This window comes from Microbacterium sp. VKM Ac-2870, from assembly GCF_015350795.1.
GTDB lineage: Bacteria > Actinomycetota > Actinomycetes > Actinomycetales > Microbacteriaceae > Microbacterium.
In genome coordinates, this window is record NZ_JADKSH010000002.1 from 313,436 (window position 1) to 335,214 (window position 21,779).

The 21,779-nt window shown below is 70.4% G+C and carries 21 protein-coding genes and 1 riboswitch; of the genes, 4 read left to right on the forward strand and 17 right to left on the reverse strand.

Annotated features, from left to right (window positions below):
- Positions 1 to 13: 13 nt before the first annotated feature.
- From ITJ43_RS05390 to ITJ43_RS05405, 4 genes are all read right to left on the reverse strand, one after another.
- The gene (locus ITJ43_RS05390; RefSeq protein ID WP_194582800.1) at positions 14 to 430 is read right to left on the reverse strand and encodes a YrdB family protein; all 417 of its coding nucleotides are present in this window, start codon (positions 428 to 430) and stop codon (positions 14 to 16) included.
- Between the two features lie 9 nt (positions 431 to 439).
- On the reverse strand, positions 440 to 2,203 hold the full coding sequence (locus ITJ43_RS15195; RefSeq protein ID WP_194582801.1) for a sigma-70 family RNA polymerase sigma factor: 1,764 nt from the start codon (positions 2,201 to 2,203) through the stop codon (positions 440 to 442).
- A gap of 460 nt (positions 2,204 to 2,663) precedes the next feature.
- On the reverse strand, positions 2,664 to 3,800 hold the full coding sequence (gene nagA / locus ITJ43_RS05400) for an N-acetylglucosamine-6-phosphate deacetylase (RefSeq protein WP_194582802.1): 1,137 nt from the start codon (positions 3,798 to 3,800) through the stop codon (positions 2,664 to 2,666).
- The gene (locus ITJ43_RS05405) at positions 3,797 to 5,359 is read right to left on the reverse strand and encodes a beta-N-acetylhexosaminidase (RefSeq protein WP_194582803.1); all 1,563 of its coding nucleotides are present in this window, start codon (positions 5,357 to 5,359) and stop codon (positions 3,797 to 3,799) included. The genes nagA and ITJ43_RS05405 overlap by 4 nt, the downstream gene beginning before the upstream one ends.
- A 70-nt stretch (positions 5,360 to 5,429) precedes the next feature.
- A riboswitch (ZMP/ZTP riboswitch) is annotated at positions 5,430 to 5,513 on the forward strand.
- Between the two features lie 66 nt (positions 5,514 to 5,579).
- Between ITJ43_RS05405 and glyA the strand changes: the two genes are divergently transcribed.
- Positions 5,580 to 6,854, forward strand: a complete 1,275-nt coding sequence (glyA, locus tag ITJ43_RS05410; protein ID WP_194582804.1) for a serine hydroxymethyltransferase — start codon at positions 5,580 to 5,582, stop codon at positions 6,852 to 6,854.
- A gap of 112 nt (positions 6,855 to 6,966) precedes the next feature.
- Positions 6,967 to 7,851, forward strand: a complete 885-nt coding sequence (locus tag ITJ43_RS05415) for a bifunctional methylenetetrahydrofolate dehydrogenase/methenyltetrahydrofolate cyclohydrolase (protein WP_194582805.1) — start codon at positions 6,967 to 6,969, stop codon at positions 7,849 to 7,851.
- 34 nt (positions 7,852 to 7,885) lie between these two features.
- On the opposite strand, the gene ITJ43_RS05420 is transcribed toward ITJ43_RS05415, so the two are convergent.
- A complete protein-coding gene (locus ITJ43_RS05420) occupies positions 7,886 to 8,740 on the reverse strand; it encodes a cytochrome c oxidase assembly protein (RefSeq protein WP_323741132.1) in 855 nt (284 codons plus the stop codon).
- 126 nt (positions 8,741 to 8,866) lie between these two features.
- Here ITJ43_RS05420 and ITJ43_RS05425 point away from each other — a divergent pair, with 126 nt between their 5' ends.
- Both ITJ43_RS05425 and ITJ43_RS15295 read left to right on the forward strand, forming a co-directional pair.
- Positions 8,867 to 9,802 carry a DMT family transporter gene (locus ITJ43_RS05425; protein ID WP_194582806.1) on the forward strand — a complete coding sequence of 312 codons (936 nt, stop codon included), beginning with the start codon at positions 8,867 to 8,869 and terminating at the stop codon, positions 9,800 to 9,802.
- Positions 9,777 to 10,460 (forward strand): GntR family transcriptional regulator, encoded by a 684-nt coding sequence (locus ITJ43_RS15295; RefSeq protein ID WP_323741133.1) that lies wholly within the window; start codon positions 9,777 to 9,779, stop codon positions 10,458 to 10,460. The genes ITJ43_RS05425 and ITJ43_RS15295 overlap by 26 nt, the downstream gene beginning before the upstream one ends.
- Positions 10,461 to 10,505: 45 nt before the next feature.
- Here the strand turns inward: ITJ43_RS15295 and ITJ43_RS05435 are convergent, their stop codons facing one another.
- The 12 genes from ITJ43_RS05435 to ITJ43_RS05490 form a co-directional block, all read right to left on the reverse strand.
- Positions 10,506 to 11,264, reverse strand: a complete 759-nt coding sequence (locus ITJ43_RS05435) for an amino acid ABC transporter ATP-binding protein (RefSeq protein WP_194582807.1) — start codon at positions 11,262 to 11,264, stop codon at positions 10,506 to 10,508.
- On the reverse strand, positions 11,261 to 12,106 hold the full coding sequence (locus tag ITJ43_RS05440) for an amino acid ABC transporter permease (RefSeq protein WP_194582808.1): 846 nt from the start codon (positions 12,104 to 12,106) through the stop codon (positions 11,261 to 11,263). Before ITJ43_RS05440 ends, ITJ43_RS05435 begins: the two co-directional genes overlap by 4 nt.
- A gap of 22 nt (positions 12,107 to 12,128) precedes the next feature.
- Positions 12,129 to 12,983, reverse strand: a complete 855-nt coding sequence (locus ITJ43_RS05445; RefSeq protein ID WP_194582809.1) for a transporter substrate-binding domain-containing protein — start codon at positions 12,981 to 12,983, stop codon at positions 12,129 to 12,131.
- Positions 12,984 to 13,089: 106 nt separating this feature from the next.
- Entirely contained in the window at positions 13,090 to 13,776 is a 687-nt protein-coding gene (locus ITJ43_RS05450; protein ID WP_194582810.1) for an NAD(P)H-dependent oxidoreductase, read from the reverse strand.
- Positions 13,773 to 14,225: a MarR family winged helix-turn-helix transcriptional regulator gene (locus ITJ43_RS05455; protein WP_194582811.1), complete on the reverse strand. Its 453-nt coding sequence runs from the start codon at positions 14,223 to 14,225 to the stop codon at positions 13,773 to 13,775. Before ITJ43_RS05455 ends, ITJ43_RS05450 begins: the two co-directional genes overlap by 4 nt.
- A 50-nt stretch (positions 14,226 to 14,275) precedes the next feature.
- Complete coding sequence (locus ITJ43_RS05460) at positions 14,276 to 15,073, reverse strand: transglutaminase-like domain-containing protein (RefSeq protein ID WP_194582812.1); 798 nt, start codon at positions 15,071 to 15,073, stop codon at positions 14,276 to 14,278.
- A gap of 129 nt (positions 15,074 to 15,202) precedes the next feature.
- On the reverse strand, positions 15,203 to 16,006 hold the full coding sequence (locus ITJ43_RS05465; RefSeq protein ID WP_194582813.1) for an HpcH/HpaI aldolase family protein: 804 nt from the start codon (positions 16,004 to 16,006) through the stop codon (positions 15,203 to 15,205).
- Positions 15,991 to 16,773, reverse strand: a complete 783-nt coding sequence (locus tag ITJ43_RS05470) for a 2-keto-4-pentenoate hydratase (RefSeq protein ID WP_194582814.1) — start codon at positions 16,771 to 16,773, stop codon at positions 15,991 to 15,993. Before ITJ43_RS05470 ends, ITJ43_RS05465 begins: the two co-directional genes overlap by 16 nt.
- Positions 16,774 to 16,775: 2 nt before the next feature.
- Positions 16,776 to 17,939: a 3,4-dihydroxyphenylacetate 2,3-dioxygenase gene (gene hpaD, locus ITJ43_RS05475; protein ID WP_194582815.1), complete on the reverse strand. Its 1,164-nt coding sequence runs from the start codon at positions 17,937 to 17,939 to the stop codon at positions 16,776 to 16,778.
- Between the two features lies 1 nt (position 17,940).
- A complete protein-coding gene (hpaE, locus tag ITJ43_RS05480) occupies positions 17,941 to 19,464 on the reverse strand; it encodes a 5-carboxymethyl-2-hydroxymuconate semialdehyde dehydrogenase (RefSeq protein WP_194582816.1) in 1,524 nt (507 codons plus the stop codon).
- Positions 19,461 to 20,156, reverse strand: coding sequence for a GntR family transcriptional regulator (locus ITJ43_RS05485; protein WP_194582817.1), 696 nt, complete (start codon positions 20,154 to 20,156; stop codon positions 19,461 to 19,463). Before ITJ43_RS05485 ends, hpaE begins: the two co-directional genes overlap by 4 nt.
- A complete protein-coding gene (locus tag ITJ43_RS05490) occupies positions 20,153 to 21,715 on the reverse strand; it encodes a fumarylacetoacetate hydrolase family protein (RefSeq protein ID WP_194582818.1) in 1,563 nt (520 codons plus the stop codon). Before ITJ43_RS05490 ends, ITJ43_RS05485 begins: the two co-directional genes overlap by 4 nt.
- Between the last annotated feature and the right edge of the window lie 64 nt (positions 21,716 to 21,779).

Consider the following 21,779-nt stretch of genomic DNA (forward strand, 5'->3'; position numbering starts at 1 on the left):
CGGTCTCCGGCTTTTATGCGGCGAGGCGTCGCCGACCGACGACGAGGCCGACTGTCACCGCGACGAGCGCGTAGGCGATACCGATCCATGCATTGCCGCTCGTCCACCACACGATCGTCGCGGACGCGTATACGAGCAGCTCCACCAACGCTCGCACGAAGGGGTGCACCGCGAACACGGCGCGCGGGGAGACGAAGAGGGCCCAAAGAACGATGGCGATCAGTGGTGTGCCGATGCCGGCGACGATGTTCCACGGGAACGGCCAGGCGGTGAATCCCCATACCGTGAGCGTGATGAACGCGAACAGCTCGCTCAGGAACGCGACAACGTCGAGGGCATCGACCGACGGTCGCATGCCCGCGGGAAGCGCGCCGTCGCCCTTGCGGGGTGCTTCGGGCGCGGCAGGGCGGACGTGCGGCAGATCGGACATGCAGCCAGTTTACGCGGGCGGTTGTAGGGCGGAGAGGCCGAGCGACCACAGCGAGAGTGCGTCGTCGGCGACGACCCCGTCGATCATGTACCGAGCCTGAGCGCGCGCGAAGATGAACTCCTCCCACGCGACCGAGAAGGTCGCCGACGCTGTGCCGTCGGCGGAGAGCGTCACGCGGGCGAGCTCGCGATCGGGCAGGATGTGCCCTTCGACGGAGATCGAGATCGTGGCGCCGGGGGTGCCGCTGATGACCACCGACGTTGTCACGTCCTCGGAGTACGTCATCGTCACATCGCCGACGAGCGCCAGCGGGATGAGAGTCGTCGGGGTGGGTGTCGGTGACGGAGATGCCGACGGCGACGGCGACGCGGAGGGCGTTGGAGTCGGCGTTGGTGTCGGTGTCGGTGTGGGCGTCGGTGCTGGTGTCGGCGTCGCGAGGGGCGGTGCCGAGGGGGCGACAGGCAGCGCTGCGGGATCGGCACGGCGCGGCACCACCGGCGCAGGTGCCGGGTCTACCTGGGGCGCTACGGAGGGCAAGGGGATCGGCGTCGACGTGGCGGTGGTCGACGGCAGCGTACTCGGCGTCGGAGCGGGCGCGACCGGAGCTCCACCGTTCGCACCGGAGCTGGGCGGAGCGGCGTCGGCAGGGGCGGATGCCGAGCTGGACACCATCTGCGGCACGACGACGACCGCGGCGACGGCTGCGCCGGCGACGAGGACACCCGCCGCGACGAGACCGACGACGGCGCCGGCGAGCGTTCCGCCTCCGGCCGCGGCACCGCCGGCCGCAGCGCTCGCCGCGCCGGCCGTCGAACCGCCGGCGCTTCCGGCGGTCGAACCCGTGGCGCTGCCCGCGGATCCGCCGGCTCCGGCGACCGTCGCCACCAGTGGCGCGGATCCGGGTCCGACGGTGACCGCGCCGGGAATCGTTCCCGACGCGCCCGCCGCGAGAGCGACCAGCGGCGCGGCGCCGCCCTGCAGTGTCGCGAGGTACGCGGTGGCGGCGCCGGCGCCGATCGTGAGGGGCAGCAGCACGAGCGCGAGCCGGTGCGAGACCTCGCTCGCCTCGGCGGCGACGATCGTGCAGCGGGCGCACTCGGCGAGGTGCGCCTCGAGCTTTTTGTGATCGCGGGTGCCGAGGTTGTTGCGCGCGTACGCGCCGAGGCGCTCGATCGTCCACTGGCAGTCGGAGCCGTCGGTGACCGTCTGCAGGTGCGCCTGGATCCACGCTTCGCGCAGTCCTTCGCGCGCACGGAATGCCAGCTGCGCCACCGCGGTGGGCTTCATGCCGAGCAGCGGCGCGATCTCGGCCGGCTTCATCTGCTCGATCTCGGTGTACCAGAGCACTTCCTGCCAGCGGGTCGGCAGGCTGCGGAACGCGCGGTGGGTGAGGCTGCGATCGAGCGCCTCATCGGTGGCGTGCGCCTCGGCATCCGGATCGGGGAGGGCCTCGAGTTCATCGATCGCCGTCTCGCGCCGAGCACGGCCCCAACCGGCCGCCGTGTTGCGGATGCTCGTGAAAAGGTAGGCGCGGAACGATCCCGTCGGCCCGCCGCCCTTCGCGATCGCCTGGTAGATGCGTGAGTACGCCTCCTGCACCAGGTCGTCGGCATCGAAGCTCGAGGTGATCGACGAGGCGACCGTCAGCCCCGACCGATAGTGACGTCGCCACAACTCCGCGAACGCCTGGCGGTCACCGGAGCGGGTGCGCAGCACCAGGTCGGTGTCGGCGATGTCCGCGACGTCGGGGCGCGGCTGTTCCGGGGTATCCATGCGAGTTTCCTGTTCGGGTGGTGCGCGTCTCGATCGTCGGTCTCGATCACTCACAGAGAGAGACGCCCGCACCCGCTGGCTATGACGCGACTCGCGCCGATTCGAGGAGATATTCGCAGGGTCGCCTGGGGATTCGCCGATGGGCGCGCTCCCACGCGGGGTGCCCGGAAAGTCTCTCGGAAAAAACTGGAGAAGTCACGTAATAGATCGGCGGCGACACGCTCTCATCTGGTGAAGGACCTTCCGCCGCGCGCTCTCCAGGGGGCATCAGGAGCAGCGCGGGCGGGAGAGGCCCGGGGGCGGAGTGATCCGCGGCCAGGGGCCGGAAGCGCGGGATCTCGGGGGAGTTCCTGCGCGGCACCGGTGGAGGGGGTAGAGCGGGGCGGACGGCGCGGGGGCGCCGCCGCCCCGCTCGTCTGCGTTCGCGGGCGCGGCGGGCGTCGCGGGTGCGGCGGGCGGCTCAGGCGAGGATGCCGTCGACCCAGACCGCCCGCACAGTAAGCCCGTCGTCGAGCAGCACGGCATCGGCGGCGAACCCCGGTTGCAGCGAGCCGAAGCGACCGCCGACGCCGATGGTGCGGGCGGGCACGCGCGTGAGGGCATCGACCGCGCACGTCAGAGGTACACCGCTCGCGACCGCGAGGCGCAGCGCGGCATCCTGTGTGAGCGTCGACCCGGCGATCGCGCCGCCGATGTCGAGGCGCGCGGTACCGCCGCGAACGGTGACGGCCAGGCCGCCCAGTTCGTAGTGACCGTCCGCGGCGCCCGCCGCCGCCATCGCGTCGGTGATCAGCGCGATGCGCCCCGGCGCCTGTGCGAACGCGAGCGCGACGACATGCGGATGGACGTGCACCCCGTCGGCGATGACCTCCAGCGTCACCCGTTCATCGCGCAGCGCCGCCACTACCGGGCCAGGCTCACGGTGGTGGATGCCGGGCATGGCGTTGAATGCGTGGGTGAGGATCGTGGCGCCGGCATCGAACGCCGCGAAGGCCTCGTCCTCGGTGGCGTTCGTGTGTCCGACGGCCACAGCGACTCCCGCGGCGACGAACTGCTCGACCGCCGCGAGTCCGCCCGGCAGCTCCGGGGCGAGCGTCACCTGCCGCACCGTGCCGCGACCCGCGTCGACGAGGCGCGCGACGGTTGCGCGGTCGGGCGGACGAAGCAGGCTCGGGGTGTGCGCCCCCTTGTGGCCGATGTCGAGGAACGGCCCCTCCAGATGCGAGCCGAGGATCGTCGCGTCCGTCGCGGCCAGATCGGCGATCGCGCCAGCCCGAGCGGCGAGGTCATCGATCGACGCGGTGACCAGCGAGAGCACCGCGCGTGTCGTGCCGTGGGCGCGGTGCAGCGCACGCGCCGTGGCGATCGCCGCGGCGCCATCATCGAACGCCGCTCCGCCGCCGCCGTGCCCGTGGATGTCGATGAATCCGGGGGTGAGCGTGCCGCCACCGCCATCGACGACGTCGTCGGGAATGAGCGGTCGCCAGTCGTCGCCGGTGCCCGTGGCCTCGATCACCCCGTCGGCGAAAGCGATCCAGGCGCCGTCGGTCACCGCGCCCGCGTCGACGAGGCGCACCGAGTGGATCACGGTGGTCATGAGTACTCCCCGTCGCCGCGTGCACCGTCAGTGGCCCAGTCGATCTCGGGCAGCGCGGTGAAGTGGATGCCGAGGCGTGCCCAGAGCGGCCCGAGGTCGCCGACCCGCGCGCGGAACGAATCCCAGGTTCGATCCTCCGACGCCTTCCATGGTGGCGACCAGGCCGCTTCGGCTGCCGCGGCGATGCGAGGGAAGGCGAGTGCATCCATGTCGTCGAGGGTGCGCACCGTCTCGGTCCACAGCGGGGCCTCGACGCCGAGGATGCCGGAGTCGTCGATTCCGGGCACGACAGCCGCGGCATCCCATTCATACGCGCGCTGCCCGCTCGTCACGCCGCGCGCCCAGGTGAGCCCGAGCGGCGCGTCGGCGGCGAACTTCATGTCGAGGTAGATCGCGTCGGCGGGGGAGAGGATGAGGCGTCCACCGTGGGCGACGAACGCGCGGGCCTTGTCGTCGGCACCGTCGGTCGGCGACACGAAGCCCCAATACTGTCCGATCGTTCCGGGTGCGAGCGCCGCGGATGCGCCCGCCTCGTGCCACGTGATCGGCGTTTTTCCGGTCGCGGCCGCCAGTGCGGTCGCCCGGCCGATGAACTCGGCGTAGTCGGCGGCGGACGTGCCCAGTGCCTCGTCGCCGCCGATGTGCAGGTACGGTCCCGGGGTGAGCGCGGCGACTTCGCCCAGCACGTCGGCGAGGAAGGCGTAGGTGGCCTCGTCGTGGATCTTCAGCGAAGAGAAGCCCACGGCCATGCCCTCGTACGGGGCCCCGCTGGTCGGCAGGTCGCCGCCGTACTCGCGCACCACCTCGCGGACGTGCTCGCTGAGCACGGGCGGCTCACACAGCTCGGGATAGGCGAGAGAGACGGCGTGCGTGTGCCCGGGAAGATCGATCTCGGGAACGACAGTCATGTGGTGCGCGGCCGCGTGGGCGATGATCTCGCGGTACTCGTTCTGCGTGTAGTAACCGCCGCGGTCGCCGCCGATCGCCGTCGACGACGCCCGGTCGGTGAGTGCCGGTCGCGAGCGCAGCTGCAGGCGCCACCCCTGGTCGTCGGTGAGGTGCAGGTGGAGCACGTTGAACTTCAGGGCGGCCGCGCGCTCGATGTAGGCGCGCACCGTGTCGACGTCGAAGAAGTGGCGCGCGACATCGAGCATGACGCCGCGGTAGGCGAACCGCGGTTCGTCGTCGATCTGCACCGCCGGGATGACCCAGTCGGCGTCGGTTGCCGTGATGAGCTGGCCGAGGCTCTGCACCCCGTAGAAGAGACCGGCCGCGTCGGCGGCGGCCACGGTGACGGATGCCGTGTCGGCCCGCAGCCGGTACGACTCGGCGCGCCCGACGCGGTCGATCTCAAGGGCGAGTGTCGGGGCGCCGGGGCCAGCGGCGCCGACGGACGACAGCCGGAGGCCGGTGCGGCGCTGGATCAGCGTACGGAGCGCGGCGACGGCATCCGCGGCATTCGCGTCGCCGACGATCGCTGTGCCTGACGACAGGCGAAAGGGGGCGCCGCCGGGCGAAGAAGCGTGGGCGGGGGCGGGAACGAGCGGCAGAAGCGACACGTGTAAGGAGTCCTAACAAATCGGATGCCGCCAGCATAGCCGGGCGCGTCGCCGGAGTCATCCGATATGCTCGCACTGTCGCGACTGGCGTTGAGGTGGGTCACCATCGGGGAGCGACGATCACGGCAATCGACCGCACGCCTGGGCCGGCCTTCGTTTGATACATCGGCGTGCGTGCAGCGCACGCCGGCATCCACCCGACGAATGGCAGGAGACCGTCATGACCGATCCGTATTTCAACGCCCCGCTGGCCGAGGTTGACCCCGAGATCGCGAAGGTTCTCGAGCGCGAGCTCGAGCGTCAGCGCGGCTACCTCGAGATGATCGCCTCGGAGAACTTCGTTCCCGTCTCGGTGCTGCAGTCGCAGGGTTCCGTGCTGACCAACAAGTACGCCGAGGGCTACCCCGGCCGCCGCTACTACGGCGGCTGCGAAGAGGTCGACGTCGCCGAGGAACTCGCCATCCAGCGCGCCAAGGCCCTGTTCGGCGCCGAGTTCGCGAACGTTCAACCCCACTCGGGTGCCTCGGCCAACGCCGCCGTGCTGCACGCGATCGCCCGCCCCGGAGACACGCTGCTGGGTCTGTCGCTCGACCACGGCGGCCACCTGACGCACGGCATGAAGATCAACTTCTCCGGACGGCTCTTCAACATCGTCGCCTACGGCGTCGACCCCGAGACCTCCACGATCGACATGGACGAGGTCGAGCGCCTCGCCGTGGAGCACCAGCCGAAGGTGATCATCGCCGGCTGGTCGGCCTATCCCCGCCAGCTCGACTTCGCCCGCTTCCGCGAGATCGCCGACAAGGTCGGTGCGCTGCTGTGGGTCGACATGGCCCACTTCGCGGGCCTCGTCGCCGCGGGCCTGCACCCGTCGCCGGTGCCGCACGCGCACGTCGTCAGCTCGACGGTGCACAAGACGATCGGTGGCCCGCGCTCGGGCTTCATCCTCACGAACGACCCCGACATCGCCAAGAAGATCAACTCGGCGGTGTTCCCGGGTCAGCAGGGCGGTCCGCTCATGCATGTGATCGCGGCGAAGGCGACGGCGTTCAAGCTCGCGGCCACGCCGGAGTTCAAGGAGCGCCAGGAGCGCGTCATCCGCGGAGCGGCTCTGCTGGCTGAGCGCCTGTCGCAGCAGGATGTGAAGGACGCCGGGATCTCGGTGCGCTCCGGTGGCACCGACGTGCACCTCGTGCTCGTCGACCTGCGCGACGCCGCGATCGACGGCAAGCAGGCCGAAGACCTGCTGCACGAGATCCACATCACGGTCAACCGCAACGCCGTCCCCAACGACCCGCGTCCGCCGATGGTGACCTCGGGCCTGCGCATCGGCACGCCGGCGCTGGCCACGCGCGGCTTCGGCGATGCGGAGTTCACCGAGGTCGCCGACATCATCGCGCTCGCGCTGCTGCCGGGGGCGGACCTCGAGCCGCTGCGCACCCGCGTCGCTGCGTTGACCGCCGCCTTCCCGCTCTACCCCGGCCTGACCCAGTGACCGCATCAACCTCCGCCGAGACACGACCCGGCGCGCGAAACGTGCCCGCGTCTCGGGCGTCAGGTCGTGTTTCGGCGAGTGGGAACGGGGACGGGAACGACGGGAGGGTGCGATGACGGCGCAGAAGCTCGATGGACGGGTCACCGCGGCGGCGATCAAAGCGGAGCTGGCCGAACGGGTCGCGAAGCTGAAGGCCGCCGGGGTCACCCCCGGCATCGCGACCGTGCTCGTCGGGGCCGACCCGGCATCCCAGCTCTACGTCGGAATGAAGCACCGCGAGTCCGAGGCCATCGGCATGAACTCGATCCAGGTCGAGCTGCCCGCCGAGGCCACGCAGGCCGACGTCGAGGCGGAGATCGACCGGCTCAACGCCGACCCGACCTGCCACGGCTACATCGTGCAGTTGCCGTTGCCGCGCCACATCGACACCGACCGCATCCTCGAGCGCATCGACCCGGCGAAGGATGCCGACGGCCTGCACCCGACGAACCTCGGCAAACTGGTGCTGAACGTCAACGACGAGATCACGTCGCCGTTGCCGTGCACGCCGCGCGCCGTGATCGAGCTGTTGGAGCGCAACGGCTTCGCCCTCGCGGGAACCCACGTGGTCGTCGTCGGGCGCGGTGTCACGATCGGTCGTTCGATCGGCTTGCTGCTCACGCGTCGCGCCGTCAACGCGACGGTGACGCTCACGCACACCGGTACGCGCGACCTGGCGTCGTACCTGCGGCAGGCGGATGTCATCGTCGGCGCGGCCGGGGTGAAGCACCTCGTGCGTCCCGAGGACGTCAAGCCCGGCGCAGCCGTGCTCGACGTCGGAGTCACGCGCGAGATCGATCCGGAGACCGGAAAGTCCAAGGTCTACGGCGACATCGCCCCCGGCGTGGACGAGGTGGCCGGATGGCTCTCACCCAACCCCGGCGGCGTGGGGCCGATGACCGTTGCCCTGTTGATGACCAACGTCGTCGAGGCCGCGGAGCGCAGCATCCGCGCCTGACGGCCTGCGGCGGAGTTCGCGTGCGGCCGAGGATTCAGCCGCGCGCGGGCTCCGCGCCGTCGCGATCACCGCGGAGGTGTGCCTGCACGAGTGCGTCGTGCTCCTCGTCGGTGAGCGCGTCGAAGCCGGCCGCCTCGACGCGGTCGCGCCGCCCCCACCGCACCAGCAGCAGGATCAGGATCGGCACGTCCGCGACCTCGGCGATGAACCACAGCAGGTCGCCGGCGAGGTGCTGGTCATGCAGGGGATTCGGCCACCAGCCCGCTCCTGTCGCGGCCGCGACGCCGTCGATCACGGTGTCGTTCAGGCGCAGCAGGATGCCGGGGATCGAGTCGATCACCAACTCGACGAACGCCAGCAGGAACTCCACCGCGAGGAAAGTGCTGGTGTGCGCGCCGGTGAGCGCCATCAGCGGCACGACGAGGAGCAGCCCGATCACCAGTGCGGTGACGCCGATCGCCTCGCCGATCACCGGAGAGGTGCGGAGCACTCCTGCGAGCGGAGTCAGGAAGATGCAGAACGTCGCCGCGACGAAGATCGTGGCGAACATCGCATTGCCCAGCACCCGGAACACCCGACCGTCGAGCGCCGCGTCGAGGCGCTGCCTGCTGGCGGGAGAGAGCCCCGCGCGGACCAGATCGAGCGGCCGTCCGAGCGAGATGAGTCCGGGGACGGCCATCAGCAGCAGCGCGATGCGAGCGACGAACGCCCAGCGCAGATCCGCCGACCACGTTCCCAGGAACCCGAGCTCGATCACGGCGTACGAGCCGAGCCCGAGCGCGTAGAAGAGCACGGCGCGTGCGGCGGGCCAGCGTACCCCGCGGGTGGCCGCGCGGCGCATCCCCAGGGCGTAGAGCATGGCCGCGCCGACCAGCACCGCGATCGTCACGGGGTCGGCGCGCCAGGTCGTGAGAAGGGCATCGATGGGAGGCGTGGGCCCAGCGTAGGCCGCGGGGCTATGCGTTCGCGGTGAGAGCCATCGTCGCACCCCGGGAGATTGTGTAACGATGTTCCGATGTCTCGTCCTCTCGCCGTCGTCGCCGTGCTGGTCGCGGCGCTCTGCTTCGCGACGACCGGTACCGCGCGTGCGCTGGCCGGAGTGGATGCCGACGCCGTCTCGGTCGGCGCGGCGCGCGTGCTCATCGGCGGCGGCGCGCTCGGGCTTCTCGCCCTCGCCGCACGGCGTCGGCGTCCGGCCCCGGCTGCTGTCCACCGGGCGGGGGTGTCCCGGGTGCCGAACGCGATCATCGTCCTCGTGGGGGCTGTCGGCGTGCTCGCGTATCAGCCGACCTTCTTCACCGGGACGAGTCTCAACGGCGTCGCCGTCGGCACAGTGGTCGCCCTCGGCTCGGCGCCGATCGTCACCGGCATCCTCGACAGCGTGCTGCGACGGCGCCGCCCCGGCATCCGCTGGGCCATCGCGACGGCGGTGGCGATCGTCGGCGTCGTCCTCGTGTCGGGCATGGTCGGCGGCGACGGACGGGATGCCGCTATCAGCGCCGGCGGCATCGCGGCGTCCCTGGGGGCGGGCGCTTCGTACGCGCTCTACGCGATCGCGAGCAAGCTGCTCCTGGACCGCGGGTGGTCGACGTCGTCGGCGATGGGAGGGGTGTTCGGCACCGCCGCGGTGCTGAGCATCCCGGTGATGCTGATCACCTCGATGGCGTGGCTCGTGACGCCCGCCGGATTGGTGCTGGCGCTGTGGCTGGGGCTCGTGACCGTCACGGTGGCGTATCTCCTCTTCGGGGCGGGCCTTCGCCAGCTCAGCCCCGCGACCGTCTCGACGCTGACGCTCGCCGAGCCGCTCGGTGCGACCGTGTTGGGGCTGCTCGTGCTGCACGAACAGCTCTCGGCGGTGTCGATCGCCGGTCTCGCGATCATCGCCGTGGGTGTCGCTCTCATCGCCATCCCCGTACGCTCTCGGAGTGCCCGTGTCGCCGCGTCGGCGTGAGGCACGACGGCCGACCGCCGACGCCCGTCTCGCCGATGCGCTGCGCGCGCACATCCTCGGCGGCGCGCTCGCGCCGGGCGCGCCGCTGCGAGAAGAGGAGATCGCCCGCGCGTACGACGTCTCGCGCCACACCGTGCGGGCGGCATTGGCCGCACTCGGCGCCGAGCGGCTGGTGCAGCTCGTCCCGTACGCGGGTGCGCGTGTGTCGGCTCTGGACGACGTCGACCTGCAGGGTCTGCAGCAGCTGCGTGCGGCGCTCGAATCGGAGGCCGTGCGCCTCGTCGCCGACACCCACGGCACGTTGTGGCCGGAGGTGCTGCGCGCACCGATCGACGCCGCGATCGACGAGCTCGCGGATGCCGAGGCCCGGGCCGACTGGCCAGCCACCATCCGCGCCCACGCCGCGGTGCACCGCGCGATCGTCGCGGCGGCCGAAAATCCGCGGATCAGCGAGGTGCACGCGGCGCTGGAGTCGGAGGTGCTGCTGCTGCTCACCCATGTGCGGCCGCACTATGCGCCCGGCGCGCTCGCCGCCGAGCACCGCGCCTACCTCGACGAGCTCCGCAGAGACGGCGGCGCGGCCGTGCGCGCGCACCTCGAGCACTCCACCGAGCTCATTCGTGCGGCACGCGGAGGGCCGGCGCCGCAGGCCGTGTGAATCCGCGCGAGCGTCGCGCCCGCCGAACGCCTGCTCCCGGGACCCTCAGCCGGAGAAGCGGGCGAGGAAGGAGCGCGTGCGTGGGTGCTGCGGATCGCCGAACACCGATGCCGCGGCCCCCTCTTCCACGATGACGCCGTCGTCGAGGAAGACGACCCGGTCGGCCACGTCGCGTGCGAATGCCATCTCGTGCGTCGCCATCAGGATGGTGGTCCCCTCGCTGGCCAGCGCCCGCACGAGCTCGAGCACTTCGCCGACGAGTTCTGGATCGAGCGCCGAGGTGATCTCGTCGAGCAGCAGCACCTCGGGGTCGGTCGCGATCGCCCGCACGATCGCGGCGCGCTGCTGCTGACCGCCCGACAGGCGGTCGGGGTGTGCGCCGGCGAAGTCGGAGAGTCCCACGCGAGCGAGCAGCTCGCGAGCGCGCGCCTCGGCCTGTGCCCGCGGCATTCGGTGGACGACGCGCGACGCGAGCGTGACGTTGTCGAGCACGGAGAGGTGCGGAAACAGGTTGTAGCTCTGGAACACGGCGCCCAGGCGGGCGCGCACGCGATTGCCGTCGACGCGTGGGTCGGAGATGTCGAGGTCTCCGAGCCAGATACGGCCGTCATCGATGGGTTCCAGCAGCCCCAGGCATCGCAGCAGTGTGGATTTTCCCGACCCCGACGAACCGATGAGGGCGACGACCTCGTGGGCGGCGAGCGCGACCGAGACGCCCCGCAGCACCTCGCGATCGCCGAATGACTTCCAGAGGTGTTCGGCGCTCACGACGGCGGCGCCGGATGCCGGGACGACCCCGCTCACAGGATCGACCCCTGCTGCTCGCGTTCGCGCAGCCGCGCCGTGTACCAATCGGCGAGGCGAATGGTGGGGATCGCGAGGAGGATGAACAGGATGCCAGCGACGACGTACGGCGTGAAGTTGTAGCTCAGCGATGCCGACGAGCGGGCCGCGGCGATCGCATCGATCGCGCCGAGGATCGAGATGAGTCCCACGTCCTTCTGCATCGAGATGAAGTCGTTCATCAGCGGCGGGGTGACTTTGCGCACCGCCTGTGGCAGTACGACGCGTCGCAGCGTCTGCACGTAACCGAGCCCGAGTGCGCGGGCCGCGAGACGCTGAGAGGGATGCACGGCCTCGATGCCGGCGCGCAGCACCTCGGCCACGTACGACGAGTAGGTGAGCGTGATGGCGACCACCCCGAGGGCGACGACCGGGATGCGCGCGTTCATGATCGTCGGCACGCCGAAGCCGATCAGGTAGAGCACGATGATGAACGGCAGGCCGCGGAAGAGATCGGTGTAGGCGGCCGCGAGTACCCGGAGCGGGAAGAACACCGGCCCGCGGACGGTGCGCAGCACGGCGACGATCAGCGCCACGGCCGATACGGTGACCAGTGAGATGCCCAGAACCTGCAGGTTGATGAGGAACCCGTCCCAGATCTTCGGCAGCGACTGGAGGGCGATCTCGGGATCGAAGAACGCCTGCTGCACGCCCGCCCATCCGGGGGTGTTGATGACGGTGGCCCAGACGATCGCCGCGAACACGAGGCTCGACGCGACGGCGACGAGCACCGACCGGCGTTCGCGCCCACGGCGGAACGCGCGCCGCTCGAGCTCGAGCGTGCTGGGGGAGTGACTGGTCACAGACCGACGTTACCCGAGCGGGTCACTTCAGCTGCGGCACGCCCTCGGTGAGCACCGACAGCCAGGTCTTCTTCAGCTCGTCGAGCGTGCCGTTCTGACGCAGGGTGTCGACAGCGGCGCTCACCTTTGCGGTGAGGGGCGAGTTCTTGGCGAGCAGCAGTCCCCACTGATCGGGGATGCCGGCTGCCGGCAGCTCTCCGACGACGAACGAGTTCTCGATGTACGGCGCGGTGACCGCGACGTAGGCGGTCGGGGTGTCGAGCACGACGGCGTCGAGCTGGCCCGCCTTCAGAGCGGCGACGGCGTCTTCGTTGGAGTTGTACAGCGACGGTGCCGTGGTCGGCGCGATCGCCTTCTGCAGCGTCGCGGCGCTGGTGGAGCCCGTCATCGCGCCGATCGCGAGGCCCTTCAGACCCGCGATGTCGGTGACACCCTGGGCCTTGCCACCTTTGATCGCGACGACCGACTGGCTCGCTTCGTAGTAGGGCGTCGAGAAGTCGACGGCCTGCTTGCGCTCGTCGGTGATCGTGTACTGCTGGATGTTGATGTCGAAGTTCTTCGGCCCGGGGGCGATCGCCGCTTCGAACGAAGTCCGCACCCAGACGACGTCGTCCTTCGCGAACCCGAGCTGCTCGGCCACCGCGTAGGCGACCGCAGCTTCGAAACCCTTGCCCGACGCCGGGTCGTCGCCGTAGACGTACGGCTCGTACGCGGTCTCACCGGTGGCGAACGTCAGCTTGCCGGGTGTGACGTAGCCGGCATCCCCGCCGGCCGCGTCGGAGGCGGTGCCCCCGGTGCCGCCGGCGCAGCCGGTGAGAACGAGTGCGAGAGTCGCCGCGGTGGCGGCGAGGGCGGTGCGCAGGGTCGAGCGCGTCATGGAGACCTCCGGGTGGGGATGAGCGGTGCGCAGATGCTGTGTGCGGATGCCGCGACATCCATCATCGCCGCGGCCGTGCGCTCGGGGGCCACCGGGCGTCGTTTTGTTACAGGGTCTTCACCCGTGCCGCCGGGGTCCGCAGACCCCCGTCGTTCGGCGACGGGCGTGCGGCGCGGCGGGAGGAGGTCGCATCGGCGCGCCCATGCCGCGCCATCCGCTCGATCCAGCCGCGCCGGGCGGTGTCGTCGCTGAATCGCACGGGGGTGAAGCGTGTGATGCCGACGGTGCGCACGCCGCAGTACCCGAGTGTCGCCCGGGAGAGCGACGCCTCGGCGGCGCCGCGGTAGACGAGCCGGTTCCACAACCGCGGCGAGTCCATCGTCATGATGATGCGTGCCGTGCGCCCGGTGAGCAGGCGGTCGGACAGCGCCGAGCGTTCGCGGTAGCGGAACGTCGCGTTGGAGAGGAAGACGCGATCGATGAACGCCTTCAGTGCCGCGGGGACGGTGCCCCACCACTGCGGGTGGAAGATCGCGATGTGGTCTGCCCAGAACAGATCGCCCACGTAGCGGGCGACGTCCGGATCCAGCGGCAGATCATCGGTGCGCCCGGCTCGCGGCGCGCGCAACTGGTTGCGGGTGCGCGGATGATCGGGGATGGGGTCGTGGGCGAGATCGATCATGCGCACCTCAGCGCCGGCGGCGCGAGCGCTTGACGCATAGCCTTCCGCGAGCGCATGAGTGAGGGTGTCGGGCACGGGTGTGCCGACGATGACGAGAAGACGACGAGTCATGGCGTGCGACCTTTCGCGAGGACGATGTCGGTGAGCACCGAGAGGTGCGCGTTGAGCGCGGCCGGGGTGATGCCCGTGCCGGAGCGGACCGGATCCAGGCGCGGGTCGGCGAGCATCTGGGTGAACTCGACCTCGAGTTCACCGCCCGCGATGCGCACGAGCTCGGCGCCCGTCGAGGTGAGCTCGAGGACGATCCGTCGTCCCTCGCCTGCGGTAGCGGTGATCCAGCCGTCGGCGACCAGCGTCGGCACGCGCTTGCTGACCGCCGCTTTCGTCACGCGCAGGCAGTGCGCGAGGCCCGTGATGTCGATGGGCGCGCGTTCGGCGAGGGTCGCGAGGATCTCGAAGAGGTTGAAGCTCACGCCGTGCTTCTGGCGCAACCACGCGTCCGCGAAGAGCTCGAGTTCGCCGACCAGCTCGTGGAGGGTGACGGTGAGACGCGCGGCCATGATTCGAGTCAACCAGTTGACATGGTGTGAGTCAACAGGTTGACTCGCGACTACTGCAGGCTCACGAGGCGATTCAGGTCGTCGCCGGGCAGGCTGTCGGCGGTCGCCGTCACCTGCACCCCGACGAGGTCCGCCCGACCGCTCAACACGTTGAGGAATGCCGTGTCGGCGGCATCCCGCCCCGTCGCGATCCGCACGAGAGTCTCTCGGGGCGCGAGGGTGGTCGCGTCGACGGCGCGCCACGCGCCTTCGACCCAGGCCTCGGCGACGGCGTGGAAGTCCATGGGGTCGAGCCCCGGCGCGTACACCGCGGCGAGTCGCGCGGGCACCCCGCGGGCTCGGAGCAGGGCGACGCACAGGTGGGCGTAGTCGCGGCAGACGCCCTGACGGGCGAGAAGGGTGCGCGTCGCGCCGTCGGTCGGCAGGCTCGACCCGCTCACATACGACAGGTGCGTACCCACCCACGACGACACGGCAATCAGCAGCGCCGCCGGATCGTCCACGCCCCCGAACTCAGCCGCGGCGGTCGGCGCGAGCGCGTCGGACTCGGCGTATCGGCTGGGGCGGCCGTACACGAGCAACTCGGTCTCGTCGGCGTCGAGCGCCGCCGCGATGCCGTCGACCGTCGCGGTGTAGTCGAGTCGGAGCCGCCCGACCGGCGCGGCGACCCGGTGCAGGCGACCTCCGTGCGCGTCGGCGAGTTCGCGCGTCGGTACGGGCGCACCGGCGACAGAGACGGTGAGTGTCTCGGATACCGGGACGTAGGCCCTGGACACCGCGACGGCGAAGACGAGGTCGGCGGGCTCGGTGACATCGAGCTCGATGTGCGCGGTGACGGTCCTCTGCATGTGACCAGGTTCGCACGGTCGCGTGCGGTGCGTCCGGGGCTTGACAGGAGCTCGAGGCGTTTCGACTCGCTGCGAGGCGCGAGGCGCGAGGCGCGAGGCGCGCGGCGCCGGGTCGGAACGTGTCCCGCCTCAGTACGACACGCGGTCGCCCCCGCCGCCCGCGGGCACCCACCGCGCGGCGAGAGCCTCCGAGCCGCGGGCGAGCAGCGCGACGTCAGCGCCGACGAGCACGAAGGTGGCCCCGGCATCGACATACGACTGGGCAACCTGCGGATCGAACGCATTCACGCCGACCGGGGTGCCCGCCGCCTGCACCGCGCCGAACGCGCGTCGCACCGCGTCGACGACGTCGGGATGCGTCTGCTCGCCGAGCACGCCCAGCGACGCCGCCAGATCGCTCGGTCCGACGAAGACGCCGTCGATGCCGTCCACCGCGGCGATCTCCGCCGCAGCCTCGACCCCGGCAGAGGTCTCGATCTGCACACACACCGAGACGTACGCGTCGGCGTTCTGGAGGTAGTCCTCGACGCGGTTCCAGCGGGCGGAGCGGGCCAGCGCCGACCCGACTCCACGGCCGCCGCGCGGGGGGTACCGCGTGGCCGCGACGACGGCGCGCGCCTCGTCGGCCGACGAGACCATCGGCACGAGGATGTTCTGCGCGCCGAGATCGAGCACCTGCTTGATCGTGACCGGATCCCCGATCGGCACGCGCACCACCGGCGTCACCGGTGAGCCGCCGACCGCCTGAAGCTGGGCGCGCACGGTCTCGAGGGTATTGGGGCCGTGCTCCATGTCGATGAGGAGCCAATCGAGGCCGGACCCGGCCATGATCTCGGCGACGAGCGCCGAACCGGAACACACCCAGCCCCCCACGAGCGGGCGGGACGCCGCGCTCAGCCGGTCGCGAAAGGTCGGACTCAGATGAAACGACACGCGATGACCCCCATTTCGCCGAAGTCGCAGCGGATCTCGTCGCCGCGCTGCACCCACATCGGGCGCGTGAACGATCCGGCGAGAATGATCTCGCCGGCCTCGAGTCTGGCACCGTGCTGATGGAACTTGTTCGCGAGCCACGCGACGCCGGTGGCGGGGTGGCCGAGCACGCCGGCGGCGACGCCGGTCTCCTCGATCTCCCCGTTGCGGCTGAGCACGCCCGGCACCCAGCGCAGATCGATCTCGTCGGGGCGCTTGTGCACGTCGCCCAGCACCATCGCCCCATACGCCGCGTTGTCGCTGATCGTGTCGACGATGGTCCGCCCCTCCAACTCGATGTGCGAGTTCAGCACTTCGAGGGCCGGAACGGCGTAGTCGATCGCGGCGAGTGCGTCGTCGAGAGTGCAGTCGGGGCCCTCGAGCGGCGACGCCAGCACGAAGGCCAGCTCGACCTCGATGCGTACGTTCGAGAAGTGGTCCACGGGGATCTCGTCGCCCGACCGGTAGACCGTGTCGTCGAACATGACGCCGAAATCCGGCTCGCTGATGCCGGTCGCCTGCTGCATCGCCTTCGAGGTGAGACCGATCTTGCGCCCGACGAGCGTGCGCCCGGCCGCGATCATCCGGTCGCGCCATACGCCCTGGATGGCGTACGAGTCCTCGATGGTCGCCTCGGGGTAGCGGGCCGTGATCCGCGGGATCACGGCGTGCGCGCGGTCGGCCTCCGCGAGCTCTGCGGCGAGGCCGGCGATGGTCGCGGCATCCATGATCAGAGCTGGTTCCCCAACTTGTACTCGCCCTTCTTCCCGTCTGGCAACGTTTCTTCCTCGCTGGCGCGGGTGTAGCTGAAGCCGTCTGCGCCGATGGTCACCGCCATCTCGGAGGTGTCGGTGCGGGCGACGACCGGCTGCGGGTTGCCATCGAGGTCGAGCACGAGCGACGCGTCGGTGTACCAGGAGGGCACCACGGGGGTGCCCCACCAGTCGCGGCGCTGATTGTCGTGCACGTCCCACGTGATGACCGGGTTGTCTGGGTCTCCGGTGTAGTAGTCCTGCGTGTAGATCTCGACACGATGACCGTCGGGATCGCGCAGGTACAGGTAGAACGCGTTGCTGACGCCGTGGCGACCGGGGCCGCGTTCGATCATGTCGCTGCGGCGGAGGGCGCCGAGCTTGTCGCAGATCGCGAGGATGTTGTGCTTTTCGTGGGTCGAGAAGGCGACGTGGTGCATGCGGGGGCCGTCGCCGCCGGTCGTCGCCGTGTCGTGGACGGTGGGCTTGCGGCGCATCCACGCGGCATAAACGGTGCCGTCCGCATCCTGGATGTCTTCGGTCACGCGGAACCCGAGGTCCTGGTAGTGGCGGACGGCCCGCGGGACGTCGGGGGTCACCTGGTTGAAGTGGTCGAGGCGCACCAGCGCCCCGGGCGTGTAGAGGTCGTAGCGCCACGCGAGGCGTTCGACGTGCTCGGTCTCGGAGAAGAACTCGTACGGGAAGCCCAGCGGGTCGACGACCCGGACGCTGTCGCCGATGCCCTTCGTGAAGCCGTCGCGGTTGCGGCGCACATCGCAACCGAGCTCGGTGTAGAACGCCACCGCACGGTCCAGGTCTTCGGGAGAACGCACGCGATAGCTGAACGCCGCCACTGCGGCGACAGGTCCCTGTCGGAGCACGAGGTTGTGGTGGATGAACTCCTCGAGCGAGCGCAGGTAGACGGTGGTGTCGTCTTCCTCGGTGACGGTGAGGCCCAGGACGTCGACGTAGAACTTGCGGGAGCGCGCCAGATCGGTGACGACGAGTTCCATGTATGCGCAGCGGAGGATGTCGGGAGCCGGAGATGTCGGTGTCGCCACCGGGTTGGCGGCGACGATGGGCGCCTCGGCAGAGACGAAGAAGCCCGACGAGGTCTTCGTCATCGTGGAACGGTCGGTCATCTCAGGCTCCCTTGCCGAAGGTTGGGTTGTGGGCGGCGCCGAGCGTGATGTGCACGGCCTGCTGGGCGGTGTAGAAGTCGATCGAGCGGTAGCCGCCCTCGTGTCCGAGTCCCGAGGCCTTCACGCCGCCGAACGGGGTGCGGAGGTCGCGCACGTTGTTGGAGTTGAGCCACACCATGCCGGCCTCGATGGCCTGCGCGAAGGTGTGCGCGCGCCTGAGGTCGTTCGTCCACACGTAGGCAGCGAGACCGTAGCGGGTGTCGTTGGCGAGCGCGAGGGCCTCGTCCTCGGTGTCGAACGGGGTGATCGCGACCACCGGGCCGAAGATCTCCTCCTGGAAGATGCGGGCCGTCGGCGCCACATCGGCGAACACCGTCGGTGCGACGAAGTTGCCCGTCGGGAAGGCGTCGGGCCGGCCGCCGCCGGCGACGAGGCGCCCTTCGCCCTTGCCGATCTCGACATAGCTCATGACCTTCGCGAAGTGCTCGGGGTGCACGAGCGCGCCCACTTCGGTGGCCGGATCGTGCGGGTAGCCGACCTTCACGCGTCGCGCCTGCGCGGCGTAGCGTTCGACGAACTCGTCGTACACCTCACGCTGCACGAGGATGCGGCTGCCGGCGGTGCAGCGCTCGCCGTTGAGCGAGAAGACCCCGAAGATGGTCGCGTCGATCGCGGCATCCAGGTCTGCATCGGCGAAGACGATCGCCGGGCTCTTTCCCCCGAGCTCCATCGACAGGCCCTTGAGGAAGGGGGCAGCGTTGGCGAAGATCAGCTGCCCCGTCGAGCTCTCGCCGGTGAACGAGATGAGGGGCACGTCGGGGTGCTTCACGAGTGCGTCGCCGGCGTCTTCGCCGAGACCGTTCACGAGGTTGAAGACCCCCTGCGGAAGGCCGGCTTCCTCGAAGATCCCGGCCCAGAGGGATGCCGACAGCGGCGTGAATTCTGCCGGCTTGAGCACGACCGTGTTGCCCGTCGCGAGGGCGGGGCCGAGCTTCCACGACTCAAGCATGAACGGCGTGTTCCAGGGGGTGATCAGGCCGGCGACACCGATGGGTTTGCGGTTGACGTAGTTGAGCTGGCGCCCCGGCACCTTGAACGTGTCGTCGGACTGGGCGACGATCAGGTCGGCGAAGAAGCGGAAGTTCTCGGCCGCGCGGCGGGCCTGGCCGAGCGCCTGTGCGATCGGAAGACCCGAGTCGAACGATTCGAGCTCGGCGAGGCGCGCGTCGCGCGACTCAACGATGTCGGCGACGCGGTGCAGCACGCGCGAACGCTCGCGCGGCAGCATCTTCGGCCACGGGCCGTCGGTGAAGGCGCGTCGCGCGGCGGCGACGGCGAGGTCGATGTCGGCCTTCTTGCCGGCGGCGGCGCGCACGTACACCTCGTTGCTGACCGGTTCGAGCACCTCGAAGGTGTCGTTGTCGACCGAATCGGCGAAGCGGCCGTCGATGTAGTGACGGATGCGGTCGGGCAGATCGGCGGGCACGTGGCGCGCGTCGAGGGCGGGCGAGGCGATATCGGTCATGTGTCTCTCCGATCGGTCAGGGCGGCATCCCCGGCGCTGTCGTGTCGGGCATGGAGGAACGCGTCGAGCGTGCGCAGGCGGTGGTTGCGGGTGAACATCTCCAGCTCGTCCGCGTCGGCGCCGGTGCGGATCAGCTCGAGGATGCGGTCGTGTTCCTCGACCGAGTGGCGCGGGCGGCCGGGGATGAGCGAGAACGACGTGTCGCGGAGCCCTGCCAGCCGTGACCAGCCGCGTCCGACCAGATCGAGGATGTGCGGGTTGGGGCAGCGGTCGAAGAGCACGGCGTGGAAGCGTTGGTTGAGCTGCGTGTAGGTGTGTGCGTCGAAGTCGTCGAGCAGTCGGTGCATGCGCTCGTTGATCTCGGATGCCGCGGCGAGGTCGTCCGCCGTCACGAACGGAGCCGCGAGTCGGGTGGCGTACCCCTCGACGAGGCTGAGCGTCTGCATCGTGTGGACGTAGGCCTCTTCGTCGACGACCGACACCCGCGCGCCCACGTTCTTCTCGAAGGTGACGAGATGCTCCGCCTCGAGGCGACGGATCGCTTCGCGCACGGGCACGACGCTCATGTCGAGCTCGCCCGCGATCGCCCCGAGGACGAGTCGGTAGCCGGGGCCGTATTCGTGACGGTGGATGCGCTCGCGGATCCAGTCGTAGGCGATCTCCGACTTGCTGCCCATGACGATGTCGCTCATCGGCGCGCGCCTTCGCGGGATGCCTCGTACGCCGCGCGCCACTCCGTGTTCATCGGAAAGAGCCCGTCGATGGGGTGGCCTTCGGCCACGCGCGCGGCGATCCAGCCATCTTCGTCCTCCTGGGCGAGGGCGGCAGTGGCGACCTCCTCGGCCAGATGCGGAGGGACGACGATCACGCCGTCGGCGTCGCCGACGATGATGTCGCCGGGCTGCACGGTGGTGCCGCCGCAGGCGATCGTGACGTCGACATCCCACGGCACGTGCTTGCGACCGAGGACGGCGGGATGGGCGCCCGCGGTGTACACGGGGATGCCGATGGCCGTGACCGCGTCGATGTCGCGGACGCCCCCGTCGGTGACGATGCCCGCCGCATGCCGGGCGTGCGCGCGGATGGCGAGCACGTCGCCGAGCGTGCCGGAGCCCGCCTCGCCGCGGGCTTCGATGACGATCACCTCGCCCTCGCCGACCGCGTCGAACGCGCGCTTCTGCGCGTTGTAGCCGCCGCCGTGGCTTGCGAACAGGTCTTCGCGGCCGGGCACGAACCGCAGGGTCTTGGCGGTTCCGACGAGTTTCTGCGCGGGATGCAGGGGACGCACGCCATCGATCGTGACGGCGTTGAGACCGCGCGTGCGCAACTGCTGCGAGAGCGCGGCGACGGGTGTGCGCAGGAGCTTCTCGCGCAGTTGCGGGGTGAGCGTACCCCCGGTCGTTGAGCGAGCGGCGGAGCCGCGAGTCGAAACGCCGTCCGCCGCGAGGCCCGCGGCCTCCGTCGAGCCCCAGGCCTCTTCGCGCTGCACGTCATCGACGGCGGGCAGCGATCCCAGCGCCGCGTCGAAGGGGATGTCGGGGCCATCGACCACGGTCGTCACCAGGTGACCACTTGTCTGCCCGATCGCGGGCGCGTCGACTTCGACCTCGACGACGTCGCCGGGCACGATCACGGAAGAGCCGGCGGGTGTGCCGGTGAGAACGACATCGCCCGGTTCGAGGGTGAAGTGCTGCGACAGATCGGCGACGATCTGTGCGAGCGGAAACAGGAGGTCGTCGGTCGAGCCCTCTTGACGCAGGTCGCCGTTGACCCACGTGCGCACGCGCAGGCCGGCGGGGTCGACGAGGGCTGCGGGGATCAAGGTGGGCCCGATCGGTGTGAAGCCGTCTCCGCCCTTGGAGCGGACGTTGGATCCCTTGTCGGCGGCGCGCAGGTCGTAGAGACCGAGGTCGTTGGATGCCGTGACCCACCCGACGTGGAGCCAGGCGTCGTCGATTGCGACCCGGCGAGCTGTGCGGCCGATGACCAGAGCGATCTCGCCCTCGAAGGCGAGCAGTTCGGTTCCTGCGGGGCGTTCGACGACGCCCCCGGAGGCGGCGACCGAACTCGACGCCTTGAAGAAGTAGGACGGGGCATCGGGGCGTCGACCGCGCTGAGCAGCGCGCGACGCGTAGCTGAGGTGTACGGCGACGATCTTCCCGGGACGGCACGGCAATGCAGCGAATCGGGCGTCGGCGCCGCTGTCGGCGGCGTCCGCGGCGGCATCCGCGGAGTGGGCATCGATGGTCATGAGCTCCCTCGCTCTTGCGTCGTATCCGAAATCGTATATGATCTTGAGCATCCGGGCAAGCATG